Annotated in this window: 20 protein-coding genes and 2 pseudogenes; 15 read left to right on the top strand and 7 right to left on the bottom strand. The window is 70.0% G+C overall.

Annotated elements, in window-relative coordinates:
- Nucleotide 1: 1 nt before the first annotated feature.
- The 6 genes and pseudogenes from ACFRIC_RS09990 (at nucleotide 2) to ACFRIC_RS09965 (ending at nucleotide 7,508) form a co-directional block, all read left to right on the top strand.
- Entirely contained in the window at nucleotides 2-349 is a 348-nt protein-coding gene (locus ACFRIC_RS09990; RefSeq protein ID WP_382782185.1) for a hypothetical protein, read from the top strand.
- Nucleotides 346-1,196: pseudogene (locus ACFRIC_RS09985) on the top strand (DNA primase). The gene ACFRIC_RS09990 and the pseudogene ACFRIC_RS09985 overlap by 4 nt, the downstream one beginning before the upstream one ends.
- The gene (locus ACFRIC_RS09980) at nucleotides 1,189-2,664 is read left to right on the top strand and encodes an ATP-binding protein (RefSeq protein ID WP_382782182.1); all 1,476 of its coding nucleotides are present in this window, start codon (nucleotides 1,189-1,191) and stop codon (nucleotides 2,662-2,664) included. Before ACFRIC_RS09985 ends, ACFRIC_RS09980 begins: the two are co-directional and overlap by 8 nt.
- 507 nt (nucleotides 2,665-3,171) lie before the next feature.
- Complete coding sequence (locus tag ACFRIC_RS09975; protein ID WP_382782179.1) at nucleotides 3,172-3,360, top strand: helix-turn-helix domain-containing protein; 189 nt, start codon at nucleotides 3,172-3,174, stop codon at nucleotides 3,358-3,360.
- A gap of 78 nt (nucleotides 3,361-3,438) precedes the next feature.
- Nucleotides 3,439-4,665 (top strand): tyrosine-type recombinase/integrase, encoded by a 1,227-nt coding sequence (locus tag ACFRIC_RS09970; protein ID WP_382782176.1) that lies wholly within the window; start codon nucleotides 3,439-3,441, stop codon nucleotides 4,663-4,665.
- 2,627 nt (nucleotides 4,666-7,292) lie between these two features.
- Nucleotides 7,293-7,508 (top strand): hypothetical protein, encoded by a 216-nt coding sequence (locus tag ACFRIC_RS09965; protein ID WP_382782173.1) that lies wholly within the window; start codon nucleotides 7,293-7,295, stop codon nucleotides 7,506-7,508.
- A 170-nt stretch (nucleotides 7,509-7,678) separates the two neighbouring features.
- Here ACFRIC_RS09965 and ACFRIC_RS09960 read toward each other — a convergent pair whose 3' ends face one another.
- Both ACFRIC_RS09960 and ACFRIC_RS09955 read right to left on the bottom strand, forming a co-directional pair.
- Nucleotides 7,679-8,137: an HNH endonuclease gene (locus ACFRIC_RS09960; RefSeq protein ID WP_382782167.1), complete on the bottom strand. Its 459-nt coding sequence runs from the start codon at nucleotides 8,135-8,137 to the stop codon at nucleotides 7,679-7,681.
- 146 nt (nucleotides 8,138-8,283) lie between these two features.
- Entirely contained in the window at nucleotides 8,284-8,586 is a 303-nt protein-coding gene (locus tag ACFRIC_RS09955) for a hypothetical protein (RefSeq protein WP_382782165.1), read from the bottom strand.
- A 648-nt stretch (nucleotides 8,587-9,234) separates the two neighbouring features.
- Here ACFRIC_RS09955 and ACFRIC_RS09950 point away from each other — a divergent pair.
- The 4 genes and pseudogenes from ACFRIC_RS09950 to ACFRIC_RS09935 all read left to right on the top strand — a co-directional run bounded on the left by ACFRIC_RS09950 (nucleotide 9,235) and on the right by ACFRIC_RS09935 (nucleotide 12,881).
- Nucleotides 9,235-9,552 (top strand): hypothetical protein, encoded by a 318-nt coding sequence (locus tag ACFRIC_RS09950; RefSeq protein ID WP_382782162.1) that lies wholly within the window; start codon nucleotides 9,235-9,237, stop codon nucleotides 9,550-9,552.
- 162 nt (nucleotides 9,553-9,714) lie between these two features.
- Nucleotides 9,715-10,118 (top strand): annotated as a pseudogene (locus tag ACFRIC_RS09945) (transposase); the annotation flags it as partial.
- Nucleotides 10,119-10,328: 210 nt separating this feature from the next.
- On the top strand, nucleotides 10,329-11,822 hold the full coding sequence (locus ACFRIC_RS09940) for a hypothetical protein (RefSeq protein WP_382782788.1): 1,494 nt from the start codon (nucleotides 10,329-10,331) through the stop codon (nucleotides 11,820-11,822).
- 129 nt (nucleotides 11,823-11,951) lie between these two features.
- The gene (locus ACFRIC_RS09935) at nucleotides 11,952-12,881 is read left to right on the top strand and encodes an oxidoreductase (protein ID WP_382782160.1); all 930 of its coding nucleotides are present in this window, start codon (nucleotides 11,952-11,954) and stop codon (nucleotides 12,879-12,881) included.
- Between the two features lie 67 nt (nucleotides 12,882-12,948).
- Here the strand turns inward: ACFRIC_RS09935 and nirD are convergent, their stop codons facing one another.
- Genes nirD through ACFRIC_RS09920 form a run of 3 tightly spaced genes read right to left on the bottom strand, consistent with a single transcriptional unit; the run spans nucleotide 12,949 to nucleotide 16,357 of the window.
- Nucleotides 12,949-13,311: a nitrite reductase small subunit NirD gene (gene nirD, locus ACFRIC_RS09930; protein WP_382782157.1), complete on the bottom strand. Its 363-nt coding sequence runs from the start codon at nucleotides 13,309-13,311 to the stop codon at nucleotides 12,949-12,951.
- Nucleotides 13,308-15,905 (bottom strand): nitrite reductase large subunit NirB, encoded by a 2,598-nt coding sequence (gene nirB, locus ACFRIC_RS09925; protein WP_382782154.1) that lies wholly within the window; start codon nucleotides 15,903-15,905, stop codon nucleotides 13,308-13,310. Before nirB ends, nirD begins: the two co-directional genes overlap by 4 nt.
- Nucleotides 15,905-16,357, bottom strand: coding sequence for a hypothetical protein (locus ACFRIC_RS09920; protein WP_382782151.1), 453 nt, complete (start codon nucleotides 16,355-16,357; stop codon nucleotides 15,905-15,907). Before ACFRIC_RS09920 ends, nirB begins: the two co-directional genes overlap by 1 nt.
- A 615-nt stretch (nucleotides 16,358-16,972) precedes the next feature.
- Between ACFRIC_RS09920 and ACFRIC_RS09915 the strand changes: the two genes are divergently transcribed.
- The 4 genes from ACFRIC_RS09915 (at nucleotide 16,973) to ACFRIC_RS09900 (ending at nucleotide 20,475) form a co-directional block, all read left to right on the top strand.
- On the top strand, nucleotides 16,973-17,461 hold the full coding sequence (locus tag ACFRIC_RS09915) for a hypothetical protein (protein ID WP_382782148.1): 489 nt from the start codon (nucleotides 16,973-16,975) through the stop codon (nucleotides 17,459-17,461).
- 30 nt (nucleotides 17,462-17,491) lie between these two features.
- Complete coding sequence (locus ACFRIC_RS09910; protein WP_382782145.1) at nucleotides 17,492-18,811, top strand: sensor histidine kinase; 1,320 nt, start codon at nucleotides 17,492-17,494, stop codon at nucleotides 18,809-18,811.
- 20 nt (nucleotides 18,812-18,831) lie between these two features.
- The gene (locus tag ACFRIC_RS09905; RefSeq protein ID WP_382782142.1) at nucleotides 18,832-19,479 is read left to right on the top strand and encodes a response regulator transcription factor; all 648 of its coding nucleotides are present in this window, start codon (nucleotides 18,832-18,834) and stop codon (nucleotides 19,477-19,479) included.
- A gap of 213 nt (nucleotides 19,480-19,692) precedes the next feature.
- Nucleotides 19,693-20,475, top strand: a complete 783-nt coding sequence (locus ACFRIC_RS09900; RefSeq protein ID WP_382782139.1) for a sulfite exporter TauE/SafE family protein — start codon at nucleotides 19,693-19,695, stop codon at nucleotides 20,473-20,475.
- 99 nt (nucleotides 20,476-20,574) lie between these two features.
- On the opposite strand, the gene ACFRIC_RS09895 is transcribed toward ACFRIC_RS09900, so the two are convergent.
- Together ACFRIC_RS09895 and ACFRIC_RS09890 are read right to left on the bottom strand one after the other, a co-directional pair.
- Entirely contained in the window at nucleotides 20,575-21,198 is a 624-nt protein-coding gene (locus tag ACFRIC_RS09895) for a class F sortase (protein ID WP_382782136.1), read from the bottom strand.
- Nucleotides 21,199-21,368: 170 nt separating this feature from the next.
- Nucleotides 21,369-21,887, bottom strand: a complete 519-nt coding sequence (locus tag ACFRIC_RS09890; RefSeq protein ID WP_382782133.1) for a hypothetical protein — start codon at nucleotides 21,885-21,887, stop codon at nucleotides 21,369-21,371.
- Between the two features lie 472 nt (nucleotides 21,888-22,359).
- Between ACFRIC_RS09890 and ACFRIC_RS09885 the strand changes: the two genes are divergently transcribed.
- Nucleotides 22,360-22,959 carry a dihydrofolate reductase family protein gene (locus tag ACFRIC_RS09885; protein ID WP_382782129.1) on the top strand — a complete coding sequence of 200 codons (600 nt, stop codon included), beginning with the start codon at nucleotides 22,360-22,362 and terminating at the stop codon, nucleotides 22,957-22,959.
- Nucleotides 22,960-23,119 lie beyond the last annotated feature (160 nt).

Raw genomic sequence — 23,119 nt, 5'->3', positions numbered from 1 at the left:
CATGACCGATCCGACCGACAAGCCGCGAGTGCCCGAGGGCACCAAGCAGGTGACCATGGTCCGCACCGAGCCCCGCGCGGACGGCAGCACCGTTCTGGTCCTGCTCACCGTCGGCCCGCCGCTCACCCTGATCGAGCACCGCATGGCCCTGGACCCCTACCTCACCTGGGCGCTACTCCATACCCTCACCCGCGACCTCGACGGCATCGAGCCTCCCGGACCCAACCCCCAGACTGCGGCACTGCTGAACGCGCTGCGCACAGGCGACCGGGAAGCGTTCGCCGCTGCCGTGGACGGATACAACCACCGCATCCTCAGCCTGTGGACGGACGAGGGGGCACCGGCATGAGCGAGCACCTTCACACGGCCCTCGGTCTCGCGGCCGATGCTCTGCCCGTGCTGCCGCTACGCGAGGGCAAGTTGCCTTTCGGGAACTGTGCGGCCTGCGCGCTGAACGCGTGCGGCGGGCGGCGGGCGGCCGAACATGAGGACTCCCGGTCCTTGCACCTGCTCGCACCCGTGCCACGGTTGGGCGGGCTGCCACCACCGACCACGGCGTCATCAACTCGCCCGCGTGGCAGCAAGCGTGGCGGGACGCCGCGGCAGTGGCCTACCACCCCGGCGGCGCCGATCTCACCGTCGTAGACCTCGACAACGCGGCCGCCATCACGTGGGCCCACGGGAGCCTGCCCGCCACCCTGATCGTGCCGACGACCCGGGGCGAGCACTGGATCTACCGGGGCGCCATGCAGTCGGCCAACGCTGTGCGGCCTGGCATCGACATCAAGTCCACCATGGCCTACGCCCGATGGCTCGGGCCCGGCAAGGGCACCATGGCCGAGCTGCCAGACACCGTGCGGGCACTGGCCGTGAAGGAGCCCGCCCCGGCCCGGCCGGCGACCGTCACGCTGCCCGCGCTGGCTGAGGACGGGAAGTGCCCGCACCACACTCCTACCTATCTGGACCGCGGCATCGCCATGGCGGAGCAGCGCATCACCGAAGCGCGCGAGGCGGTGCACGCCACCGTCTACCGGACCTTCCTCGCCGTGCTCTCCACACACGGCCGGTGCGGCTGCCTCACCGACGCGCACACCGCGCGCCTGTTCACCGCCGCGCAAGCCAAGGGCGAATCGGCCCGCCACTGCACGGACGCGTGGACCAACGCACTGACCACGTTGGGACTGAGCCATGTCTGAGGACGACAAGACTCCCGCCCGCGAAGTCATCACCGACTACGCCCAAGAGCACTTCCGCTACTTCCGCACCGCCGACGGAACCGTTTACGCGCAGAAGAAGGGCCACCCTGTGGCCCGTCCCATCCGCTCCCAGGGCACCACCGGCAGCCACCGCCAAGAACTCATGGTCGGCCTGTACCGGGACGGACGCGACGCGTTCAACGGGTCCGCTCTCAAGGAGGCTTTGGACTTGATCGAAGCCCTCGCGCTTACCGAAGACGTTCAGGCGGTCCACATCCGCGTAGCCCCCGGGTTCGACGGGGCCACGTGGCTGGACCTGGGCCGCGATGACGGACAGTCCGTCCGCATCCACCCCACCGGCTGGGAAATTTTCACCCCGGACCCGCGGGAGGTGTGCTGGCGGCGAACGCAGCTCACTGGGGAGCTACCCCTTCCCGTCAAGGACACCGACGGCAAGGGCATCGACCTGCTGCTCCGCCTGTGCAACTTCGCCACCGCGGAGACCGAATGCCTGGCCATCGCTTGGCTCCTCGGCTGCCTGGAGCCGTCCGTGCCCGTCCCTGCCCCGTTCCTCACCGGCCCGCAGGGAGCCGGCAAGTCCACCGGCGGACGGATGCTCATCCGCATCGTTGAGGGCATGAGCGGTGACCTGCGCCGCGCTCCGAAGGACGAAGAGAACCTGATCGCGGCAGTCGCGGCCGGCTGGGTCACCGCCCTGGACAACCTCTCCCACCTGACCCCCGACCTGTCCGACGCAATGTGCTGCATCGTCACTGGAATCGAGAACGTCAAGCGAGCACTGTTCACCGACGGCGACGTATTCCGCGTCAGCTACCGCCGCCCCCTGCTCCTCACCGGCATCGACGTCGGCGTCATCCGACCCGACCTAGCCGAACGGCTCCTGCCCCTGCGCCTGGAACGGCCCCGGGTACGGCGCACCGAGGCCGAACTGTGGGCGGAGTACGAACAGGCCCTGCCCATCGTCCTCGGCTCGCTCCTCGACCTCGCGGTCAAGGTCCGCGCGATGCAGGCAGAAACCCCAACCGACCTGCGCATGGCCGACTTCGCCCACCTGTGCGCCCAGCTCGACGCGGCAACCGGGCTCGGCGTGCTCGCCGCATATCGGGCCAGCCTGGATGACCTCAACGACGACGTCATTGAGGGCGACCTACTTGCCCAGACCGTCCTCCGGCATGCCGACAGCATCGCCCCGAGCGCCGCGCAGCGCATGACGTCCACCGAGTGGCTGCATCTCCTCAGCAGCCTCTACAGCAGCGATGAAGTGCGGCCCCTGCCCAAGGGGTGGCCGACCACCGGCAAAGTCCTCTCAGACCGACTCAAGCGCCTTCAACCCACCCTCGCCGCCCGCGGCGTCCTCATCGACTCGGGGCGCACCAGCACGGGGCGCTTCGTCGAAATGACCCGTCAGGCCCCGACACCGCCGCACGAGCGTAAGCCGCTGTTCTGACCGGCTCTGCGTGCTCGCCGGGACAAGCAAGAAGAGCACCGCGCGCGGCGGGGCGTGCTCCTCTTGCTGTTCGGCGGAACGCCGCCCAAAGGCCGCGCCGCGCAGCGGCTCCTTCCTCACGCTCGAAGCAGCACCGCACCACAACAGACACCACCCCCTCTTTTGTCCTAAGAGGGAAGACGCTGCGTCACCTGCGTCACGCAGGCGGCAAGACGGCCCGTGACCTGCGGCCAAAGCCATGACACAGACGGCGGCGCCTGCGTCATTCTCCGTCATTCGCGTCACCCGACGACGCAGCCTGTGACAGGCCGATGACGCACCCCCGAATAGCGCGTCAGACAAAACCGCAGGCCAGAGGTCCAACTGTCGCTGATGACGCAATGACGCAGAAATCCTCACCTCGGACACGCGTGTCGTGACCCAAGACCAGCGCGGTGCAGGCGCTTGACGACCGTTTGGGTCTCCGCGCTGGCTGCACGCGTAGTTGCTCGCCACAGGAAGGACGCCATGAGCAAGTACCTGACGACTGCGGAAGTTGCCGAGCGGTATCGCACGTCGCCGGCAACCGTCCGCTATTGGCGCTACGCCGGAACCGGCCCGCAGTGCTTCTTCAGACGCGGGCGACACGTGCTGTACGACTCCGAAGCGCTCGACAGGTTCGACGCCGAGGAGATAAGCGGTCGACGCGCGGCATGACTTGAGACAGCAACGAACCCACCAGAGGAGGCGCCACATCATGTCGAGCCTGGCCTGCAGCGCTGCAAAGGAGAAGTGATGGCTGACGTGTACGACCGCTGGCACCTGTCCCGCCCCCCGGCCGATGCCGAGCCGTGCACGGTGCACAGCAGCAAGACCCAGACCGTGTATCCCAGCGGCGAACACGGCACCGGGAAGCGGTGGCAGGTGCGCTACCGGGACTTGTCTGGCAAGCAGTGCAAGGAGAACTTCGAGAAGAAGTCTGCGGCGGACTCCCGTGCTGCGAAGGTGACGACCGAACTCGGCGAGGGAACGTTCGTGAACCGGGAGTTAGGCAAGCAGAAGTTCAGGGACATTGCTGAGCGTTGGCGGGAGACAGCGGTGCACCGCGAGCGGACCGAGACGAACGTCGAGCGAGCCCTACGACTGCACGTCTACCCGACGTTCGGCAACCGGGAGATCGGCCGCATTCAGCGGGCAGACGGACTGAAGTGGATCAAAGAGCGGTCTGCCGTCATTGCTCCCTCGACCTTCGCGACGCCCTGGAACGTCTGCACCAGCATCCTGAAGATGGCTCACCAAGAGGGGATCATTCCGAAGTACCCGTGGGAGGGTCTGAAACCGCCGGAGGTCTTCTACCCGGAGATTCATCCGCTCCATCCCGAGGCTGTGCGAGCGCTCATCGTGACCGCGTCTCCCCGCTACCGCGCCCTAGTCCGGCAGGCGGCATCTACGGGCCTTCGCCAAGGTGAGCTGTTCGGCTTGGAGGACGACGACCCTGGCGAAACAGCGGCGGTCAACCAACAGATGGTCGGCCCTGACAAGGGGGTGCCCTACATCGGGGAGCCGAAGACCAGGCAGAGCTATCGGTCTGTTCCGCAAGGACGATCAGTCGTAGCCGAGATCGTCCGGTACCGGGAGCAATTCCCGCCGCGGGTCGTGCACATCGAGGATCGAACGAACCCACGGAAGCCCGTATGGCGACAGGCCCGCCTCTTGTACACCAGCGCGACCGGTGGAGCGATCCGGCGAGCGAGTTGGGGGAAATTATGGGCCCGGAACGTTCAGCGGGCGAACATCCACCTCAAGAAGACAGGCAGCAAAGTCCGTGTCCCCGAGGGCACGACGCTGCACGACCTCCGGCACTTCTACGCCTCGGTGCTGATCAAGAACGGGGCGACACCGAAGCAAGTACAGATGAGGCTCGGTCACGCGAAGCCGTCGATCACGCTGAACGTCTACACCCACTTGTGGGAGGCCGAGGAGGACCGGACCGCCGACATGATGGAGGCGGCTCTCAGGTGAGACCGCTCTGCATCTGACGCCGTGTGCTGCCCCATCAGGATGATGGGGCAGCCCTCTTGGCTTCTGGCGAGAACAAAGGCCATTGTCAGTGCCACGTGCGATGCTCCCCTCGAATATGAGGCACTGCAGGAGGAGGCCGGGTGGCGATGGGACGTCCACGGAAGGATCCGCGCGATCCGGTGCTGATTATGCGGGATGCCGGGCTAGAGCCGCTGGAGCCCTACCCAGGGACTGATCAGCCCTGGCGGTGTCGCCATGAAGCGTGCGGAAGAGAAGTGACACCGCGACTCGGCAACATTGCTGCGGGCCGACAGGGCGGATGCCGTTACTGCTCAGGCACGGCGCCGATTCCTCCCGAGGCAGCGGCGGCGTTGATGCGCTCGGTCGGTCTGGAACCACTGGAGCCGTACCCCGGGGCGACGCCTCCTTGGCGCTGTCGGCACGTGCCGTGCGGTAGAGAGGTCAAGCCGCGCTACTCGTATATCAAGCGTGGCGGGGGCCCGTGTCGGTGGTGCGCGCCGAACGCGCCGGTCGATTCCGAGCAAGCTGCTGCGTTCATGAGGTCGGAGGGTCTGGAACCGCTGGAGCCGTATCCAGGTACGGATACGCCCTGGCGGTGCCGCTGCACGGTCTGCGGCACGATCGGAACGCCTACTCACGGGTCGGTCAAAGGTGGCCAAGGGGGTTGTGGTCCGTGCGGACGCAAGAATGCCGGGCGTTCGATCAGCGAGGCTTGGTCACGGCGCCGCGCACTCCCACGCACCGACGGCGATCGGGCCGCCAGTGAGGCGAAAGGCTTCGGGCTGGAGCCCTTGGAGCCCTACCCGGGACCGAGCGACCTGTGGACCTGTCGCCACCTTGCATGCGGCCGAGACGTCGAGATCAGGTTGAGCAATCTCAAGCGGGGGCTGCGAGCGTGCCCGTACTGCCCGCCGACCCCGGGCGGCCGACGCCGCTGGCCTGCGGAGGAGGCCGAGGCGCTGATGCGTGCCGCCGGCCTGGAACCGCTCGAATCGTACGCAGGGCGTCGTGACAAGGCGTGGCGGTGCCGCTGCAACGGCTGCGGGCGGGAAACATCGCCGAGTCTGGGGGGCATTCTGGCTGGACAGGGCGGCTGTCGGCACTGCGCCGATGTGAGAGCCGCGGCCGGTCGAAGGACGAACCCAGATATCGCGACAGCTGCCATGCGCGCGGCTGGGCTGGAACCGCTGGAGCCCTATGCCACCTCCGTGACAGCGTGGCGGTGCCGCTGCACGACCTGTGGCAACGAAGTTGCACCAACACTCATGAAGATCCGCGTCGGCGGAGGATGCAAGTTCTGCGCCACCCACGGCATCGACCTCGCTGGACCGGCGAAGGTCTACGTGATCACTCATCGAGACTGGAACGCCGTCAAGATCGGCATCGGCGCCTGCGCTGGCTACACCTCTCGTCTGGTTCAGCACGAACGCCAAGGCTGGCAACTGCACCAAGCCCGTGACTACACCACCGGGGCAGCCGCCCAGGACGTAGAACAGGCGGTTCTTGGCCGCCTCCGCGAGGCCGATCTTGCTCCTTTCCTGACCAGGGACGTCATGCCGAACGGCTGGACGGAGACCTGTTCCGCAAAGCGGGTCTCGGCGGCCGAGGTGTGGGCCATGGTTGAAGAGGAGACTCGGAAGGCAGATGATCCTTACGCTCCCCGAGCCGGTAGTCGACCTCGTGCCACGGTCCTCATCGATGCCGCCGCAGCAGCCGCCGAGATGCGGGCATGCGGATACGAGCCGCTCGTACCGTATCCCGGCCGCACCAACGCAACCTGGCCCTCACGTTGCACGACCTGCGGGCATGAGGGACGCCCGACGTTCAACGCTGTCCGCAACGCGGGCCAGCGCTGTCGCATCTGTCGGGCGAGAGAGACGCAGGCGAAACGCGCCGTGGCCATCGCGCCGAAGGCAGGGGAAACCATGCGTGCGGCCGGACTTGAACCGCTGGAACCCTATCCGGGCAACGCCGTCCCGTGGCGATGCCGCTGCACGAGGTGCGGTCGCGAAACCACGCCCACCTACTCCAACGTCAACAGCGGTTCAATCGGCTGCCGGTTCTGCGGCCTCGGCTCAGCCACGGACGAGCGCGCATCCGCCGAAGTGCGAGCTGCCGGATTCGAGCCGCTGGAGCCGTATCCGGGGCGCACTACGGACCGCTGGCGCTGCCGCTGTTCCTGTGGGAACGAGGTCGCGATGCGCTTGTCCTCCGTCCGATCGGGAACGACCGGCTGCAAGAAGTGCCCCCGGAGTGGTGGCCGTACCGACCCCGAGACAGCCGCCGCGGAGGCGCGTGCCGCCGGGTTCGAGCCCTTGGAGTCGTACCCGGGGAAGACAACCGACCAGTGGCGCTGCCGTTGCAAGTGCAGTACGGACGTCACGGTTACCCTGACCAACATCAGAGGAGGCCGTACGGCATGCGGAGCGTGCTCCCGAGGCGCGACGCGCGAACCGTCGGTCGCGATGAATGCTGGCGCTGAGACGCAGTAGTCGAGGTGGGCTTGTTCGAGGCTCGGACTTCGGGCTGGTCGCGGTTTGGCGCTGGTGATGGTCACAGTCACCGGAGCGCCAGGGCCCGCAGTGAACGACCTCTAAGGAGCCCACATGCAGGAATTCCTCTCCGGTCACGGCGTCCGACTGCTGGCCGTCCCCGGTGTCCTGGTCCCCGTCCTCACGGTCCTCACGGTCCTGTACCCCCAAACTCCATGGGAAGCGCTCGCCGGCCTCGTCCTCGCCCCGCTCGGCGCGGGTGAAGTCGCCCAGCGACACGAGGACCTGAAGACTGCAACCGCGCTAGTCACCTCACTCGACGAGCTGTAGGCGCCCGACAGTTGTCCGCTCCTCTTCTCCAGAGGGGGAGCGCAGCGCGTTACAGGATCACTACGGAGACTGCTCGCCTCCAGGCGAGTCCCCCAATGACTGAGCTAGAGGGGTCTACCTCAGGTGAGAGATAGAAGAGCCCCGGCTTCGGCCGGGGCTCTTCTCTATTTTCAGGAACTGCTCCGCTTGAACCATTCGGGACGCACGTCCGGCCATCTCTCCGCTTTGGCCTGTGCAACCTTCTCGCCGTAGCACGTGCGGTACCAACTCACGCGCAGGACAGAGGGGTAGCTCCAGGGCGTTGCCCAGAGGAACCACGACCGGCGTGCGGGGTCTGCTATTTCGGCTGCCACCGTGTCGAGATCATCGAGCAGCCCTAGCGCTTCTTCATGCACAGACAGGTACATGTCTCGAAGACTCATGCCATTGAGGTCTGACTTCTGAGCTGTGCCGCTCCCCCTCCACCGGTAGCGCAGATCCCATCCAATGAGCAATTCCATTGGAGTCTTGTCGCTCTTACTCAAGTTGCAACTATGGCAGGCCGGCACGAGGTTCGACATGTCGTCTGCTCCTCCGTCTGAGAACGGGATGACGTGATCCATCGTCTCGGACGGCTTGCCGCAGTACACGCAACATCCGTCGTTGGCTTCGAGAACACACAACCACTGCCAGACGCGGTGGTGTTGGCGTCTCCTGTTACTTGGGAACACGCGTCAGTCCTTGCCGACTGGAACTGCCCCCGGCTTTGGCCGGGGGCTCTTCGTCGTGTCTGGGGTCAGAACACGCTCTGGCTCTTCCCGTTGGGATCAGCCATGTAACCGGGATACCGGACAGTGATACTTACCATGTCCTTGGTCTTGGAAAGCCGCACGGAGTCACACGTTGCCGGGGTCCACAGCAGAGTCATGATCAGTCTGGCTATCTGCCACTCTTTCTCGGCAGGAACAGAGTACGTCGCATCGTAGTCTCCGTTTTCCAGCCTCTCGCCCACCTCGATTGTGAAGTCCTCCGGCTTCAGGCCGGAGAACGCAGAAGGCATCGCTGCCCAAGAATCGAGTTGTCGCCGTTCCTCGCTCATTACTGTCCCTTCCCCACGTTGCGGTCGTCGCCATCGATGTGCACGTTGTTCGAGCAATCGTCCGGGTCTTCCGGGTGCTTCTCCGCGCACCATTTGCCGATCTCGGCGTCACAGTCCAGCATCTTGTTCGTGTGCTGACCTATGCCTTGCTCCCGGACCGTCATACGTTCCGGTGTAGCTCTTCGCGTAGGCTGGCGGCCCGTCGTCGTGGCTCAACCCCACGGTGATGAAGCTGGCCAACAAGCCGACCAGTACGGCACAGACGAAGACCTTTGCCCTGCCGTGTAACGTTCTATGATCGTTTGCAACATACAGATGCGCCCCCTCAGGGTTCGTGCTGCTGCGGATCTTATGTGGTTGAGACGTGAACGAGAAGAGGAGCCCTCGTGAAGACGGGGTCCAGCGCAAATTGACAAATGAACGACCCCGGACAGAGTGTCCAGGGTCGGTGGGAGGTAGAACTCCCCCGGCCTTCGGACTGGGGGCTTTTCTGCGTTTCAGGGATTTGCCAACGGGATGTGCGTCCATGGGGTCTGCCCAGACACGATGACCGGCTCAACGTTGGACGGCTCGGGGAGGTGAACCGAGGGTCCGAGTTGCGACCGTTCGCTCACAGTGATCGAATGGAATTTGGCCCAGATTACCTGCATGTACAGGCGCGTCAGCGGGAGTGGCCAGGTTATGCCAGACCTACTAGAAGATTCTTGCGTCAACGCTATCGTCAAAGTCATCCTTTACGGCATCGTCTATTCCGTGGCAGGGGTGGTCTGCTTCGCCTATTGGGTGCTCGTTTACACCTTGATTGGAATAGTTGCCCTCTTTTGGGGACTGGTCAATCTTGCTCGAAGAAAGCCATTCAAGGAGGGGATTCGTTTTCCCTTCCTGAAGGAGATCCTCCCCTTCTATTGGGATGTGACGGACTTCCTTAATTCGCGCAGGAAGCGCCCGACGCCATCGGATCAATAGTTGACCCGAGTGGCCGCGAGCAAAGGCGAAAGGCCCCATTGCGGAGACGGAAAGGGGTGTAAGCCTGTCTCATCCCAGGATGCCCGACCTTCGGGGTTGTGCGCTTCGACCGCCGTTTCTGTGCGTATGGGCGCACTCGGTTCGCGGCAGTACGACGGAAGCATGCCGCAGCGACGCCCGTATCCGAGCGATCTGTCCGATTCCCGGCGGGAGTTGATCGAGCCAGTCCTGGCAGCCTGGCGTTTCGAGCGCCGCGGCCGCGCCCTGGACTTCGGTCGGCCACCCGAGTGTGACCTGCGCGGCATCATGGATGCGATCTTGTATGCGGACCGCACCGGGATTCAGTGGCGCTATCTTCCGCACGAATTCCCGCACTGGAACACGGTCTGCGGCTACTTCGCCCGATGGCAGCAGGAAGGTGCGTTCGCCCAGCTCAATGGCCTGCTCAGGTAACGCTTACGGTAGAGGCAGGGCGGGACACGGAGCCATCGGCCTGCGCAATTGACGCGCAGAGCGTGAAAACTCCGCTAAGTGCCCTGAGAGTGCCCTCAGGCGTGAGGGAAGGGCTGACTTCCCAGCTCAGGGGGACAGCCGCACACCCTGTGCGGGGGTGTCGCCCTTTCGGGCATGGTCTGCGGAGTTTGCCAAGGTACGCCGCTGACCAGGCGCGGACACCTGATCCCGGGCGGCCGCAACCCTTTCCGTACCTCGCGGGTCACCGCTGTGCAGCACGGCGGCCCGGGACCCTCCCGGCGCATGGGGAAGGGTTCGGTCGGATGGCACGAAGATCATGGGTGCGCGCGGTCGCGACGGCGGTGGGCGCGCTGGCGCTGATGGCGGGGCTGTTCGGCACGGGTCCGGCCCGCGCCGACGCGGCGGACGGCGCACGGGGGATGACGGTCCGGTTCGTCGAGCACGAGCTCTTCATCGGGACGGAGCCGGCGAACGTGTTCGTGGCCTACCGGTGGAAGGTGGCGGGCGAGGGCGCGGCACACCACGTCCACCTGACCGTCGACCTGTCCGGAGTCGCCGACTTCGCCGAGCCGGCACCGTCGGAGCACTGCGAGGGCGACCTCTGCACGCTGGACCTGGCGTCCGCCACCTCGGACTACCACGCCATCACGCTGGTCCCGAAGCCCGGTGCGGCCATCGGCAGCAGCGGCACCCTGACCGTCTCCGGCACGGCGTCGGACGCCACCGTCACCGGCGACCAGGTCACCCTCACCAACGGCAAGACGCAGCTGAAGGTGAGCGAGTCGGCAGAGCAGATGGACCAGGTGCCGGGCGACATGCTGACCTTTCCGCTCGACGTGTGGAACACCGGCCAACTCCCGGCTGCCCAGGGGGTGGAGCTGCGGATCGACACAACGGCCGGGTTGCACCTCCAGGGCTCCTGGGGCAACTGCCGCGACGTGTCCGCGAGCAGCCGCGGGGGGCACATCGTGCACGAGACCCTGTGCGACTTCCCCACCCCGGTGGAGCCCGGCCGGCAGTACGCGTTGTCGTCGCCGCTGCGGGTCAAGGTCGGCGACGAGGCCCTGCACGACAAGATCTACTACGTCGTCACCCCGCTCTCCGACGCCGCCCCGGCGAACGGCCCCGGGACCCCGCTGACCCTGGTCCCCGACGGCGCGACGCCGTCCGACGGGAACCACGAGCCGTCCTTCACCACCTACGTCGACAGCGTCAACCACGCCGACTTCGCCGTCACCGGGGACACCGCCACCGGGCGGCGCGGCGGTCACGCCACGCTGCACGTCACCGTGGTCGACCGGGGGCCGGCGCTGGTGGAGGACCTCCTGGACGACGAGACCGGCCTCACGGTCCTCGTCAAGCTGCCGCCGGGCACGAAGGCCACGAAGATCCCGCGCGACTGCTACCCGCCGGGCACGGACGGGTCGTACCACGGACCCCGGCTGGGCTGGACCACCTACGAGTGCTACTTCGGCGACCCCGCCCCGGGAGACAGACACCTCCTGTCGTTCACCTTCGCCATCGGCCCCCGTACCCCGGCCGTCTCCACGGGCCAGATCCAGACGCAGGAGTTCTTCGAGGGGTTCGACCCCGACGCCTCCAACGACAGCGCGCCGCTGACCCTGCGGCTGACGCAGGACGGCTCCGTCTCGGGCGGCCCTGCGTCAGGGTCCTGGCCGCCGGCCGGCACCGGACTCGGCGGCGGCTGGACGACCTGGGCGGCCGGCGCGCTGCTGCTGGCCGGTGGTGTCGCCGTAGCGCTCTTCCGACGGTCCCGCGGCGGGAACCGTCCCTGACCCGTCCCGGGGCCCTCCGGACCCCGGACGACGACGCCGTCAGGAACGTGTGCGTCGGCTGGTCCGGAGGGCTGTGTGCCGGGCGGAACGGTGTCCGTAGGGTGGGGCGAGGCAGAGGGAGGAGCGGGCATGGGTGGTTGGGGTGCGCGGGACATACCCGGGCAGCGGGGGAGGGTTGCCGTTGTCACCGGGGCCAACAGCGGGCTCGGGCTCGTCACCGCGCGCGAGCTGGCGCGGCACGGGGCCCGGGTGGTGCTCGCCTGCCGCAGCGAGGCGCGGGGCAGGGCGGCGGCCGAGCTGATCGCCGCCGAAGTTCCCGGCGCCGAGGTGGAGTCCGGCCGGCTCGACCTCGGGGACCTCGCGTCCGTGAGGGAGTTCGCGGACTCCTTCCCGTACGACCGCCTCGACCTGCTGGTGAACAACGCGGGCGTGATGGCACTGCCGTACGCGACGACGGTGGACGGCTTCGAGACGCAGTTCGGGGTCAATCACCTGGGCCACTTCGCGCTCACCGGGCTGCTGTTCCCGGCGATCGCGGCGACCCCCGGCGCGCGGATCGTCACCGTGTCGAGCCTCATGCACGCCCTGGCCGACCTCGACCCCGACGACCTCAACAGCGAGAAGGGGACCTACCGCAAGTGGGTCGCCTACGGCCGGTCCAAGAGCGCCAACCTCCTCTTCACGCACGAGCTCGCGCGGCGGCTGGCCGTCACCGGGTCCGAGGTCGTCGCGGCCGCGGCGCACCCCGGGTACGCCTCCACGAACCTCCAGACCGCCGGGCCCCGGCTCGAGGGGCGCAAGGGCGCCGAGCGGCTGATGGAGATCGGCAACCGCGTCCTCGGGCAGAGCGCCGAGGCCGGGGCGCTGCCGACGCTGTACGCGGCCACCGCGCCCGGCGTACGGCCCGACACCTTCGTCGGACCGTCCTTCGCGATGTGGCGCGGCTCGCCCTCGACCTCCTGGCGGGCCCGCCGGACCCGCGACGACACCCGCGCGGAGCTGCTCTGGGCCGCCTCGGAGCGGCTCACGGGCGTCGTCTACGAGGGTCTCAAGGGCTGAGGGCCGCGCACCCCGGGGCCGGAACCCCGGGGTGAGGGTCCGTCGCGGCCCGGTCGGACGGGCCCGGTCAGGCGGCTCGCACCTCGTACGCCGCCACCCGTACGTCCTCGTCGTCCAGGCACCGCCCTGACTCCAGGTCGAAGCGCTGCTTGAGCAGCGGGGAGGCCACGAACGGGCGGCCCCGGTGGGTACCGGTCAGACCGCGGGAGAGCACCGCGGCCCCGGTGAACGGATCACGGTTGTCGATCGCGTACGAGCGTCCCGCGCGGTCCGTGAACAGCGCGACCTGGCGGCCGTCCGGGAGGAGGGCGGCGACGCCCCGGCCCGGAGTCAGCAGGGACAGCTCGCAGACCGTGAACCAGCCTTTCTCCAGCAGGAGTTGGAGCGTGAGGGCCGTCGCCGGCCGGGTCGTCTCGGGCGCCAGGGTCATCGCTGGGCACTTCCTTCCAAGGGTCGGGTGCCGATGGTGAGCAGGGGCAGGTCGGGCTTGATCTGGTCGCGCTCGGGGACGAAGCCGACGACCGGGTCCGGGGTGTCGGGGGCGTTCACGAAGGACACGAACCGGCCCAGCTTCTCGGGGTCGTTGATGGTCTCGGCCCACTCGTCCCGGTAGTTCGCGACATGCGCGGTCATCAGCGACTCCAGCTCCTCGCAGATGCCGAGCGAGTCCTCCACGACCACCTCGCGGACGTGGCCGAGGCCGCCGGGAATCCGCTCCAGCCAGGTCGAGGTGCGCTCCAGACGGTCCGCGGTGCGGATGTAGAACATCAGGAACCGGTCGATGAGACGGACCAGTTCGGCGTCCGACAGGTCCTGCGCCAGCAGGTCCGCGTGGCGCGGGGTCGCGCCGCCGTTGCCGCCGACGTACAGGTTCCAGCCGCTGGAGGTGGCGATGACGCCGAAGTCCTTCGACTGGGCCTCCGCGCACTCGCGGGCACAGCCCGACACCGCCGACTTCAGCTTGTGCGGGGACCGCAGACCCCGGTAGCGCAGCTCCAGGTCGATCGCCATCCGGACCGAGTCCTGCACCCCGTACCGGCACCAGGTCTGCCCGACGCAGGACTTCACCGTCCGCAGCGACTTCCCGTACGCGTGCCCGGACTCGAAGCCGGCGTCCACCAGCCGGGCCCAGATCAGCGGGAGTTGCTCCACCCGCGCACCGAACAGGTCGATCCGCTGACCGCCGGTGATCTTCGTGTAGAGCCCGAAGTCCCGCGCCACCTCACCGATCACGATGAGCTTCTCGGGAGTGATCTCGCCGCCGGGGATGCGCGGCACGATCGAGTACGAGCCGTTCTTCTGGAGGTTGGCGAGGAAGTGGTCGTTGGTGTCCTGGAGCGCGGCCTGTTCGCCCTCCAGGACGTAGCCGTCGGCGCCGATCGTGGGCGCGAGGGAGGCGATGATCGAGCCGACGGCGGGCTTGCAGACCTCGCAGCCGTCACCGCCGCGGGCGTCCTCACGGCCGTACCGGTCCAGCAGGGTGCGGTACGAGGTGACCCTGAGCGCCAGGACGATCTCGTACAGCTCCTCGCGGGTCTGTCCGAAGCAGCCGCACAGCCCCTTGTCGACCTCGACGCCGCTCGCCTCCAGCTCGGCGGTGACGAGCTGCCCGAGCACCTTGACGCAACTGCCGCAGCCGGTACCGGCCTTGGTGCACTTCTTGACCTCGGGGACGGTCGTGCAGGAGTGCTCGGTCACCGCGCCGCGGATCGTGCCCTTGGTGACGTTGTGGCAGGAGCAGATCACCGCCTCGTCCGGCAGCGCGGACGGGCCGAGCTGCACCGGGCCGCCCGCGCCGGCCGGCAGGACCAGGGACTCGGGGGAGACCGGCGGGACCGAGCCGGTGAAGGCGCGCAGCGTTCCGTACGCCTCCGCGTCGCCGACCAGGATGCCGCCGAGCAGCGTGCCGTCCCGGCCGATGACCAGCTTCTTGTACAGGCCCGCGCGGGAGTCGGAGTAGACGACGTCCAGGCAGTCCTCGGTGGTGCCGTGCGCGTCGCCGAAGGACGCCACGTCGACACCCAGCAGTTTGAGCTTGGTGGACAGGTCCGCGCCCGTGAACGCCCTCTCGTCCTCGGCGATGGTCGCCGCCGCCGTCTCCGCCTGCTCGTAGCCCGGCGCCACCAGCCCGTAGACCCGGCCGTCCGCCGCCAGCGCGCACTCGCCGATCGCGAACACCCGCGGGTCGGCGACCGTACGGCACTGCTCGTCGACGCTGATGCCGCCGCGCTCGCCGACCGTCAGACCGCAGGCGCGGGCCAGTTGGTCGCGGGGGCGGACACCGGCGGAGAACACCACCAGATCGGTGGCCAGTTCGGAGCCGTCGGAGAGCTTCATGCCGGTGACCGCGCCGTCCTCGCCGACCATGATCTCCTGTGTGCCCACACCCGTGTGGACGGACAGGCCCATCTCCTCGATCGTGCGCAGCAGCGCGGCCCCGCCGCCCTGGTCGACCTGCACCGGCATCAGCCGGGGCGCGAACTCCACGATGTGGCTGGTGAGTCCGAGGCCCTTGAGCGCGCCCGCGGCCTCCAGGCCCAGCAGACCGCCGCCGACGACGGCCCCGGTCGTCGCCCGGGACCTCGCGTAGGCCTCGATGGCGAGCAGGTCGTCGATCGTGCGGTAGACGAAACAGCCCTCGGCGTCCTTGCCGGGGACCGGCGGGACGAAGGGGAAGGAGCCGGTGGCCAGTACGAGGGTGTCGTAGCCGACCGTCAGACCGGACCGGGCCGTCACGGTGCGCGCGGCCCGGTCGACCGACTCGGCCGGGTCGCCGACGTGCAGCTCGATGCCGTGCTCGCGGATGAACTCCATGTCGGTCAGGGAGAGTTCCTCGGCGGTCTTCCCCGAGAAGTACGAGGTGAGGGCGACGCGGTCGTAGGCGGGGCGCGGCTCCTCGCACAGCACGACCACGCGGTGCGTGGCGGTCAGGCCGCGTTCGGCGAGCGCTTCGAGGAAGCGCTGGCCGACCATCCCGTGGCCGACGAGCACGATCGTGGGGATGGCCCCCGGGGCGGCAGTCATCAGGAGCCTCCGTCGTTGGTGAGCGGGTGGAGCGGGGGAGCGCCGTCCGCGGGGAGCGGCTCGGCGCCCTCTCCGGCGCGGGCGAGCGCGCCGATGGTGCCGGGTTCGCCGACGGTGCCGGGTTCGCCGACGGTGCCGGGTTCGTCGACGAGAACCCCGTCGGCGGCGACCGCCCGTACCGCCGGACGCGGCGCCTTCGACAGGCCCCGGCAGTCGTGCATCGCGCGGAACGCGTGGGCGTCCTGGGGCAGTTCGTGGTCGGGACCGAACGGTCCGCGCGGCGGTGGCGGCACCGGGTCGGAGCCGGCGGCCGGGACCCGCGTGTCGTATGCGATCTCCGGACCGTCCGCGCGGCGCACGGTCCGCGCGCAGCGGTCGACGCCGGCGACCCGGGCGGGCCGGACACCCGCGAGGCCGGAGCCGGTCACCACCACACGCGTATTCGAGGTCATGACCACACCGTGCGGTGCCGGTGTTACCCGGTGGCATCACCCCTGTTTCCCGGGAGGAACGCTGCCCTCAGCGAGCGCGGGGCGGTGGTGTGAGGGTCAGGGGAGGGGCAGGGGAGGGCCCGAGGAGGGCTGCGGAGGGGGACCGGAGGGGGGCGTGAGGAGGCTGTGGTGAGGCCCGGAGGGTCCGCGGGGAGGGTCGGGTGGAGGGCCGGGGGTGGGGCTGACCGAACCCCCGGTCCACGTGCGGGCACGATCGATCGGGGCGCCGTCGGACGGAATCCTTTTACGGGCCGGACCACGTCCGGGAACGCCAGTCCGCACCCCGGAATCCCGACCCGCGGACCTCGCCCGGGAACGCCCGACGCCGGACCTGGAACCCCAGGATCCGGCCGGTGAACACCGGACCCGGGAACCCCCGGACCCGGGAAGCCCAACCCCCGGCCCCCGTCCGGTGAACGCCGGACTCGGGAACCCCAGCCCCCGGCCCCGGTCCGGTGAACGCGGGACCGGAAACGCCGGACCCGGGAACGCCGGACCCGGGAACCCCCCGACCCCGTCCGGTGAACTCCGGACCCACCCCACCCGCCCACGACCAGGGACCCCACCATGGCGACGATGCGCACGCCCCAGTCCGAGCAACGCGTACCGCGGTTCGTCCGCGAGCCGTTCAGGGCCGACACCTGGCGACGGGTCGCGTACGCGCTGCTGGCCCCGCCCGTGGGGCTGGCCTGCGTCCCCCTGTCGCTGCTGGGGGCGCCCACCGGCCGATGGCAGCGGGCGCTCGCCCACCGCTTCCTCGGCCTTCCCGCAGGCACCGGTTCCCGGGCGCCCTTGAAGGGCCTCGCCCACGGGCTCCTCGCGACGCCCCTCAACCTGTTCGTCCTGGTGATCACCGGCTACGGCTGGCTCGTCGTGCCGATGAACCTCGGCTGGCCCCTGCGCGCCGGCTCCGACTACGCGAACTCCTGGGGCGGCCCCACGTTCGCCGGAGCCTGGGCCTTCCACGCCCTCGTCGGCGGCGTCGGCTTCCTGCTGATCATGCCGTGGGCCGGCCGCGCCATGGCCGCCGTCCAACTCCGCCTCGCCGCGGCGCTCCTCTCCTAGTCCGGTGAGGATGAACCTAGGTTGGACCCCGTGAACCGTCTCCGCGCCGCACCGGGACGCCTCCCCGCCGCACCGGGACGCCTCCGCGCCGTACTGGGCTCCCCCTTCGGGCGGCGAGCCCTGGCGGCCCTCCTCTACGCGCTGATCGCCTTCCCGCTCGCGCTGATCGGCTTCGTCCTCACCCTCGTGGGTCTGCTGGTCGGCGGCGCGCTGTCCGTGACCACCCTCGGGCTGTGGCTGATCGCCGTCACCGTACGCGGGGCACTCGCCCTCGGCAGGCTCCAACGCGTCCTGGCACGGGGGCTGTTGGGGATGGACATCGAGGAACCCGAGCGCCGCCCCGGCACCGGGCCGCTCGGCTGGCGGCGGTCCCTGCTGGCCGACCGGAGCGGCTGGCGCGCCGTCGCCTGCGCGCTGGCCACACCCTTCACCGCCGTCTTCGGCTATGTCGCCGTGGTCATCGGCTACGTCTGGGGCGTCCTGCTCACCCTCCACCCCGTGCTCGAACACTGGAACTACGACACCCGGCGGGCGGCCGACGGCACGGAGCGCCGGGTGTCGCTGGAGTTCTTCGGGTTCCAGGTCGACACCTGGCCGCGCTGGCTCGTCCCGGTGGCCCTCGGCCTCCTGCTCCTCGCGAGCGCCGCCTGGCTGCTGCGCCAGGCGCTCGCCCCGCACCGGTCCTGGATCGCCACGCTGCTCGGCCCCGACCCCGCCGACCGGCGGATCCGCACCCTTGAGGAGACCCGCGCGCAGGCCGTCGACGACGCCGCGGCGACCCTGCGCCGCATCGAACGCGACCTGCACGACGGCACCCAGGCCCGGCTCGTGGGGCTGGCGATGCACCTCACCATGATCAGGGAGCTGATCGGGGCCGGGGCCCCCGCCGACCGGCTGCTCGCCGTCGTCGACACCGCGCAGGGCAACGCCCGGCAGGCCATCGCCGACCTGCGCCACCTCGTCAAGGGCATCCATCCACCCGTACTGGACCAGGGTCTGGACACGGCACTGGCCACCCTCGCCGCGGACAGCGCGCTGCCCGTCGAGGTGAGCGCCGCCATCGAGACCCGGCCGATCCCGGCGCTGGAGTCGATCGCCTACTTCTGCGCCGCCGAACTCCTGGCCAACGCCGCCAAGCACAGCGGGGCCACACGGGCGAGCGTCACGGTGACGGCCCGCGGCGGGTTCCTGCGGCTGAGCGTGCGCGACGACGGCCGCGGGGGAGCGGTGATCGGCGCGGGCTCGGGCCTGACCGGTCTGCTGGCCCGGGTGCGGACCGTCGACGGCACGCTGGCCTGCGACAGCCCGCCCGGAGGGCCTACGGTGGTCACCGTCGAACTGCCCTGCTGACCTCGGTGGACAGGAGCCCCATGCGCGTCGTCATCGCCGAGGACTCGGCCCTGCTGCGGGACGGCCTGGCCCAGCTCCTCCAGTTGCGCGGTGTCGAGGTCGCGGCGGCCGTGGGCGACGCGGAGTCCCTGCTGGCCCGGGTCGCCGAGCACCGGCCGGACGTGGCCGTCGTCGACATCCGGCTGCCGCCGACGCAGACCGACGAGGGCATCCGGGCGGCCGTGCGGCTGCGCGCGGAGCACCCCGGCACCGGGGTGCTGGTCTTCTCGCAGTACGTGGAGACCACGTACGCCGCCCAACTGCTCGGCAACCCAGCCGGGTTCGGGTACCTCCTCAAGGAACGCGTCGTCGACATCGGCGAGTTCGTGGACGCCATGGAGCGGGTCGCCTCGGGCGGTACGGCCCTCGACCCCGAGGTCGTCTCCCAGTTGTTCGGCGCGAGCCGCCGGGGCCGTGCCCTCGACGCCCTCACACCGCGCGAGCGCGAGGTCCTCGCCCTGATGGCCGAGGGCCGGACCAACCACGCGATCGCCGCCGCGCTGACCGTCTCGGAGCGCGCCGTCGAGAAGCACATCGCCAACATCTTCCTGAAACTCGACCTGCCCCCCTCGGACACCGGCCACCGCCGGGTCCTCGCGGTCCTGCGCTATCTGGACTCGGTGAACTGACCCGGACCGGCCTGAGGGGACGGGCCTGAGGGGGCGGGCCTGAGGGGACGGTCCCGAGGTGGCCGACCTGCCGGACCGACCCGACGGGACCGACCTGCCGGACCGGCCCGGCGGGACCGACGCGGCGGAACCGGCCCGGGCGAACCTCTGGAATCGCTCAAGCCTTCCGGGGTCCGTGCAGCGCGCACGCATCCGTCCCTTAGGGTCGCGATCATGCCCGACATATCGCTGACCATGATTCTTGTGCTCTGTGCCGCCGCCCTGGCGGCCGGCTGGATCGACGCCGTGGTCGGCGGCGGAGGGCTGCTCCTGCTGCCCGCCATGCTGCTCGGGCTGCCCGCCGGCACATCGGCCGCGTACGCGCTCGGCACGAACAAGGCGGTCGCGATCGTCGGCACCACGGGCGCCGCCGTCACCTACGCGCGCAAGACACCCGTGGACGTGCGCCTGGCGGTACGGATCGGCCTCGCGGCCCTCGCCGGCTCGACGGCCGGCGCGTTCGTCGCGGCCGGGCTGAGCACCGACGTGCTCAAGCCGGTCGTCATGGTCGTGCTGCTCGCCGTCGGCACGTTCGTCATCCTGCGGCCCGCCTTCGGAACGGCGCCGCCGACCACCCCGGTCAGCGCCCGCCGCGTCCTGGCCGCGATCGGCCTGGCGGGCCTCGGCATCGGCTTCTACGACGGTCTCATCGGCCCCGGCACGGGCACGTTCCTCGTGCTCGCGCTCACCGCGCTGCTCCACCTCGACCTGGTGACCGCCTCCGCCACCGCCAAGATCGTCAACTGCTGCACCAACGCGGGCGCCCTCGCGACCTTCGCGTGGAAGGGCACGGTGTTCTGGGAACTGGCCGCCCTGATGGCCGTGTTCAATCTGGCGGGCGGCATGGTCGGGGCACGGACCGCGCTCAAGCAGGGCAGCGGCTTCGTCCGGGCGGTCCTGCTGACGGTGGTGTTCGCCCTGGTGGCGAACCTGGCGTACCAGCAGTGGCTGGCCTGAACCCGCGGCACCGGAACCGGCGGCCCAGGGCCCGCCGGACGGGAACGGCCGGACAGGCCCGGGTGGTTCCGGAGAGGCCCTGGCGGCCTCGCACACGCCCTAGTGGCTGCTGCCCGTGAGATGGGCGAAGACGACCACGTTCCCCTGGTAGCCCGTCGTCTGCGAGTAGCCGCCGCCGCAGGTGATGACCCGCAGCTCGGGCCGGTTCGCGGCGCCGTACACCTTCGCGTCGGGGAACGAGCGGGCGTCGTACACGGCGACGGAGTCGACGGTGAAGACGGCCGTCCTGCCGTCGAGCCGGTCCACCTCGACCGTGCTGCCCTTGCGGAGCGAGCCCAGGTCGTAGAAGACGGCGGGGCCCTCCGCGTTGTCGACGTGCCCGGCCACGATCGCGGTGCCGCGTTCACCGGGGCTGGTCCCCGCCTCGTACCAGCCGGCCAGGTTCTTCTTCTCCGCGGGCGGCACGTCCAGGCTGCCCTGCGGAGTGAGGCCGAGGCCGATCAGCGGGGCGTCCACGCCGATCGCGGGGATGCGGATGCGGTCCGGCGGGGAGTGCGTCATCGCGGGGGCGGCGGACCGCGCCCGGTTGCCGGGGCCCGTGGCCTGAGCCGAGGACGGCTGGGGAGGCGGGTGCGCCTCGGCGCCGTGGCCCAGCAGCCAGGCGCCCGAGCAGAGGGCGACGACCGTGACCGACGCTATGACGGCATTGCTGACCCGGCGCACGCGAGCCTCCTCACGGGGTTCCCTTCCGAAAGCGGGACCGGCCGGCGCCCGCGACGCGGCCGGGGGTGTGCTGACAGTGCCGGTCCCGTCCCCCTCCGGGCCGCGAGGGGCGTCGGGCCACGGAGGGGGAGGGACGGCGGTACCGGCGGACGGACAGCGGAGGGTGTCCGTCAGATCCCGTCGCCTCTCGCCCGGCGATGCAGGAGCCAGGTACCGCCCGCGGCGGCGACGGCCAGCGCCGCCACTCCCGCCGCGGTCTGTACGGGGTCGGGGCCCAGCGCGCCGCCGACACCCGTGTCCACATGCCCGCGCGGCTGGACCTGCTCGCGCGTGGCCTCCAGCGTGACCAGGAGGTCGCCGGTGACGCGCCGGCCGTGGGAGCACGTCGCGACGATCTCGTACGTGCCCGGCTGCGCGCTCGGCGGAACCTGGAACTGGCCGATCGCGTCGTGCTCGTGCGCGCTGGCGGCGAGCGTGAAGGTACCGCCGCCCACTGCGTCGGCGTCCCCGCTCGCGGTGCCGTCCGAGCCGCACGCGGCCGTGTTGACGGTGACGTCGGCGCCCGGGACGACGCTGGAGGGGAACACCTCCAGGCTCCCGGTGTCCCCGCCGTACACGGGCGCGGCGGCGAGCCCCGCGACGGCGACGGCGAGCGCGGTACCGGTCAGCAGACGGGCCGTACGTCGCATCGTGCCAGCTCCTCCGAGGGGGCACGGCCCGCGGCACCCCCAAGTGCCGCAGCGTCGGTCGCACCCCTGCCCTTCCGAGGTAAGTGGCACATGACCGAGGCCGCTCTCTGATGGAGCGTCAGAAATGATGTGAACGGGTGTCAGGCGGGAGGCCGGAAGGGGGAGGGGGCCCGGCATTCGGGCAGGTCACCGGTCTGCGCCCGGTGTACCGCGCACGGAGATCGGAAGGGCCCGCGCCGCGGGTGTGAATGGGTGACCGGGTTCATCGGTGGGGTGCTCGGTCGGAACGTGGATGGCCGGGGGTGGCCGTCGACCCGGAGGTGTGCCTGAATGTGCGGCGCGTCACACCGTGGCGGCCGGGAGGCGCGATGATTCCCGGGCGGGCCGCCGGTCTTCATCGGTGTGGCCCGGACGCGTGCGACGCGGCCGAGAGCGCGTGACGTGGTCGAGACAGCGACGAGGAGTGAGTCCCATGCGCATCGTGATCAGTGAGTTCATCAGCCTGGACGGCGTCGTGCAGGCGCCGGGCGGTCCCGAGGAGGACACCGACGGAGGGTTCGCGCACGGCGGCTGGTCCCACGCGTACTTCGACCCGGAGGTCGTGGGCGGCGCGTTCGCGGCCGGGCTCTCCACCGCCGAGGCGCTGCTGTTCGGGCGCCGCACCTGGCAGGCGATGGCCAGCGCGTGGCCCGAGCGGGCGGGCGACCCGTTCGCCGACCGCATGAACTCCCTGCCCAAGTACGTGGTCTCCGGCACCCTCGGCGAGGCCGAGCTGGCGGCCTGGGACAACACCGCGCTCGTCCCGGCCGGCGAGGCCGTCGCCCGGATCCGTGAGCTGCGCGCGGCCGACGGCGGCGACCTCGCGATGATGGGCAGCCCCACCCTCGTCCGCACGCTCCTGGCGGAGGGCCTGGTCGACGAGCTCCAGCTCATCCGGATGCCGGTGATCCTCGGCGGCGGTAAGACGATCTTCCCCGAGGACGGGATGAAACGCCCGCTCGAACACGTTTCCACCGTCACCGCGAAGACGGGCGCGGACGTGAGCGTGTACCGGCCGGTGCGGGAGGACTAGGACCCGCCGAGGCCGGACATGCTCATGGCGAGCCGTGGGGGGGCGCCCCCGCCCCCGCCCCCCCCCCCCCCCCCGCGCCCCCCCCCCCCCCCCCCCCCCGCCCGCGCCCCCCCCCCCCCGCCGCGGGGGGGCGGGGGGGGGGCGCCCCCCCCCCCCCCCC

Origin of the sequence: Streptomyces sp. NPDC056738, from assembly GCF_042790435.1 — a bacterium.
In the GTDB taxonomy this organism is placed as follows: domain Bacteria; phylum Actinomycetota; class Actinomycetes; order Streptomycetales; family Streptomycetaceae; genus Streptomyces.
This window is presented reverse-complemented; position numbering and strand designations above follow the sequence as displayed.

Bases quoted from the DNA above. Each gene is read 5' to 3' on its own strand.
- ACFRIC_RS09920 (WP_382782151.1), bottom strand. From the start codon at position 16,357: ATGACCTCGAATACGCGTGTGGTGGTGACCGGCTCCGGCCTCGCGGGT.
- ACFRIC_RS09890 (WP_382782133.1), bottom strand. From the start codon at position 21,887: ATGCGACGTACGGCCCGTCTGCTGACCGGTACCGCGCTCGCCGTCGCC.
- nirD (WP_382782157.1), bottom strand. From the start codon at position 13,311: ATGACCCTGGCGCCCGAGACGACCCGGCCGGCGACGGCCCTCACGCTC.
- ACFRIC_RS09940 (WP_382782788.1), top strand. From the start codon at position 10,329: ATGGCACGAAGATCATGGGTGCGCGCGGTCGCGACGGCGGTGGGCGCG.
- ACFRIC_RS09935 (WP_382782160.1), top strand. From the start codon at position 11,952: ATGGGTGGTTGGGGTGCGCGGGACATACCCGGGCAGCGGGGGAGGGTT.
- ACFRIC_RS09905 (WP_382782142.1), top strand. From the start codon at position 18,832: ATGCGCGTCGTCATCGCCGAGGACTCGGCCCTGCTGCGGGACGGCCTG.
- ACFRIC_RS09970 (WP_382782176.1), top strand. From the start codon at position 3,439: ATGGCTGACGTGTACGACCGCTGGCACCTGTCCCGCCCCCCGGCCGAT.
- ACFRIC_RS09900 (WP_382782139.1), top strand. From the start codon at position 19,693: ATGCCCGACATATCGCTGACCATGATTCTTGTGCTCTGTGCCGCCGCC.
- ACFRIC_RS09915 (WP_382782148.1), top strand. From the start codon at position 16,973: ATGCGCACGCCCCAGTCCGAGCAACGCGTACCGCGGTTCGTCCGCGAG.
- ACFRIC_RS09990 (WP_382782185.1), top strand. From the start codon at position 2: ATGACCGATCCGACCGACAAGCCGCGAGTGCCCGAGGGCACCAAGCAG.
- ACFRIC_RS09980 (WP_382782182.1), top strand. From the start codon at position 1,189: ATGTCTGAGGACGACAAGACTCCCGCCCGCGAAGTCATCACCGACTAC.
- ACFRIC_RS09975 (WP_382782179.1), top strand. From the start codon at position 3,172: ATGAGCAAGTACCTGACGACTGCGGAAGTTGCCGAGCGGTATCGCACG.
- ACFRIC_RS09965 (WP_382782173.1), top strand. From the start codon at position 7,293: ATGCAGGAATTCCTCTCCGGTCACGGCGTCCGACTGCTGGCCGTCCCC.
- ACFRIC_RS09955 (WP_382782165.1), bottom strand. From the start codon at position 8,586: ATGAGCGAGGAACGGCGACAACTCGATTCTTGGGCAGCGATGCCTTCT.
- ACFRIC_RS09950 (WP_382782162.1), top strand. From the start codon at position 9,235: ATGTACAGGCGCGTCAGCGGGAGTGGCCAGGTTATGCCAGACCTACTA.
- ACFRIC_RS09885 (WP_382782129.1), top strand. From the start codon at position 22,360: ATGCGCATCGTGATCAGTGAGTTCATCAGCCTGGACGGCGTCGTGCAG.
- nirB (WP_382782154.1), bottom strand. From the start codon at position 15,905: ATGACTGCCGCCCCGGGGGCCATCCCCACGATCGTGCTCGTCGGCCAC.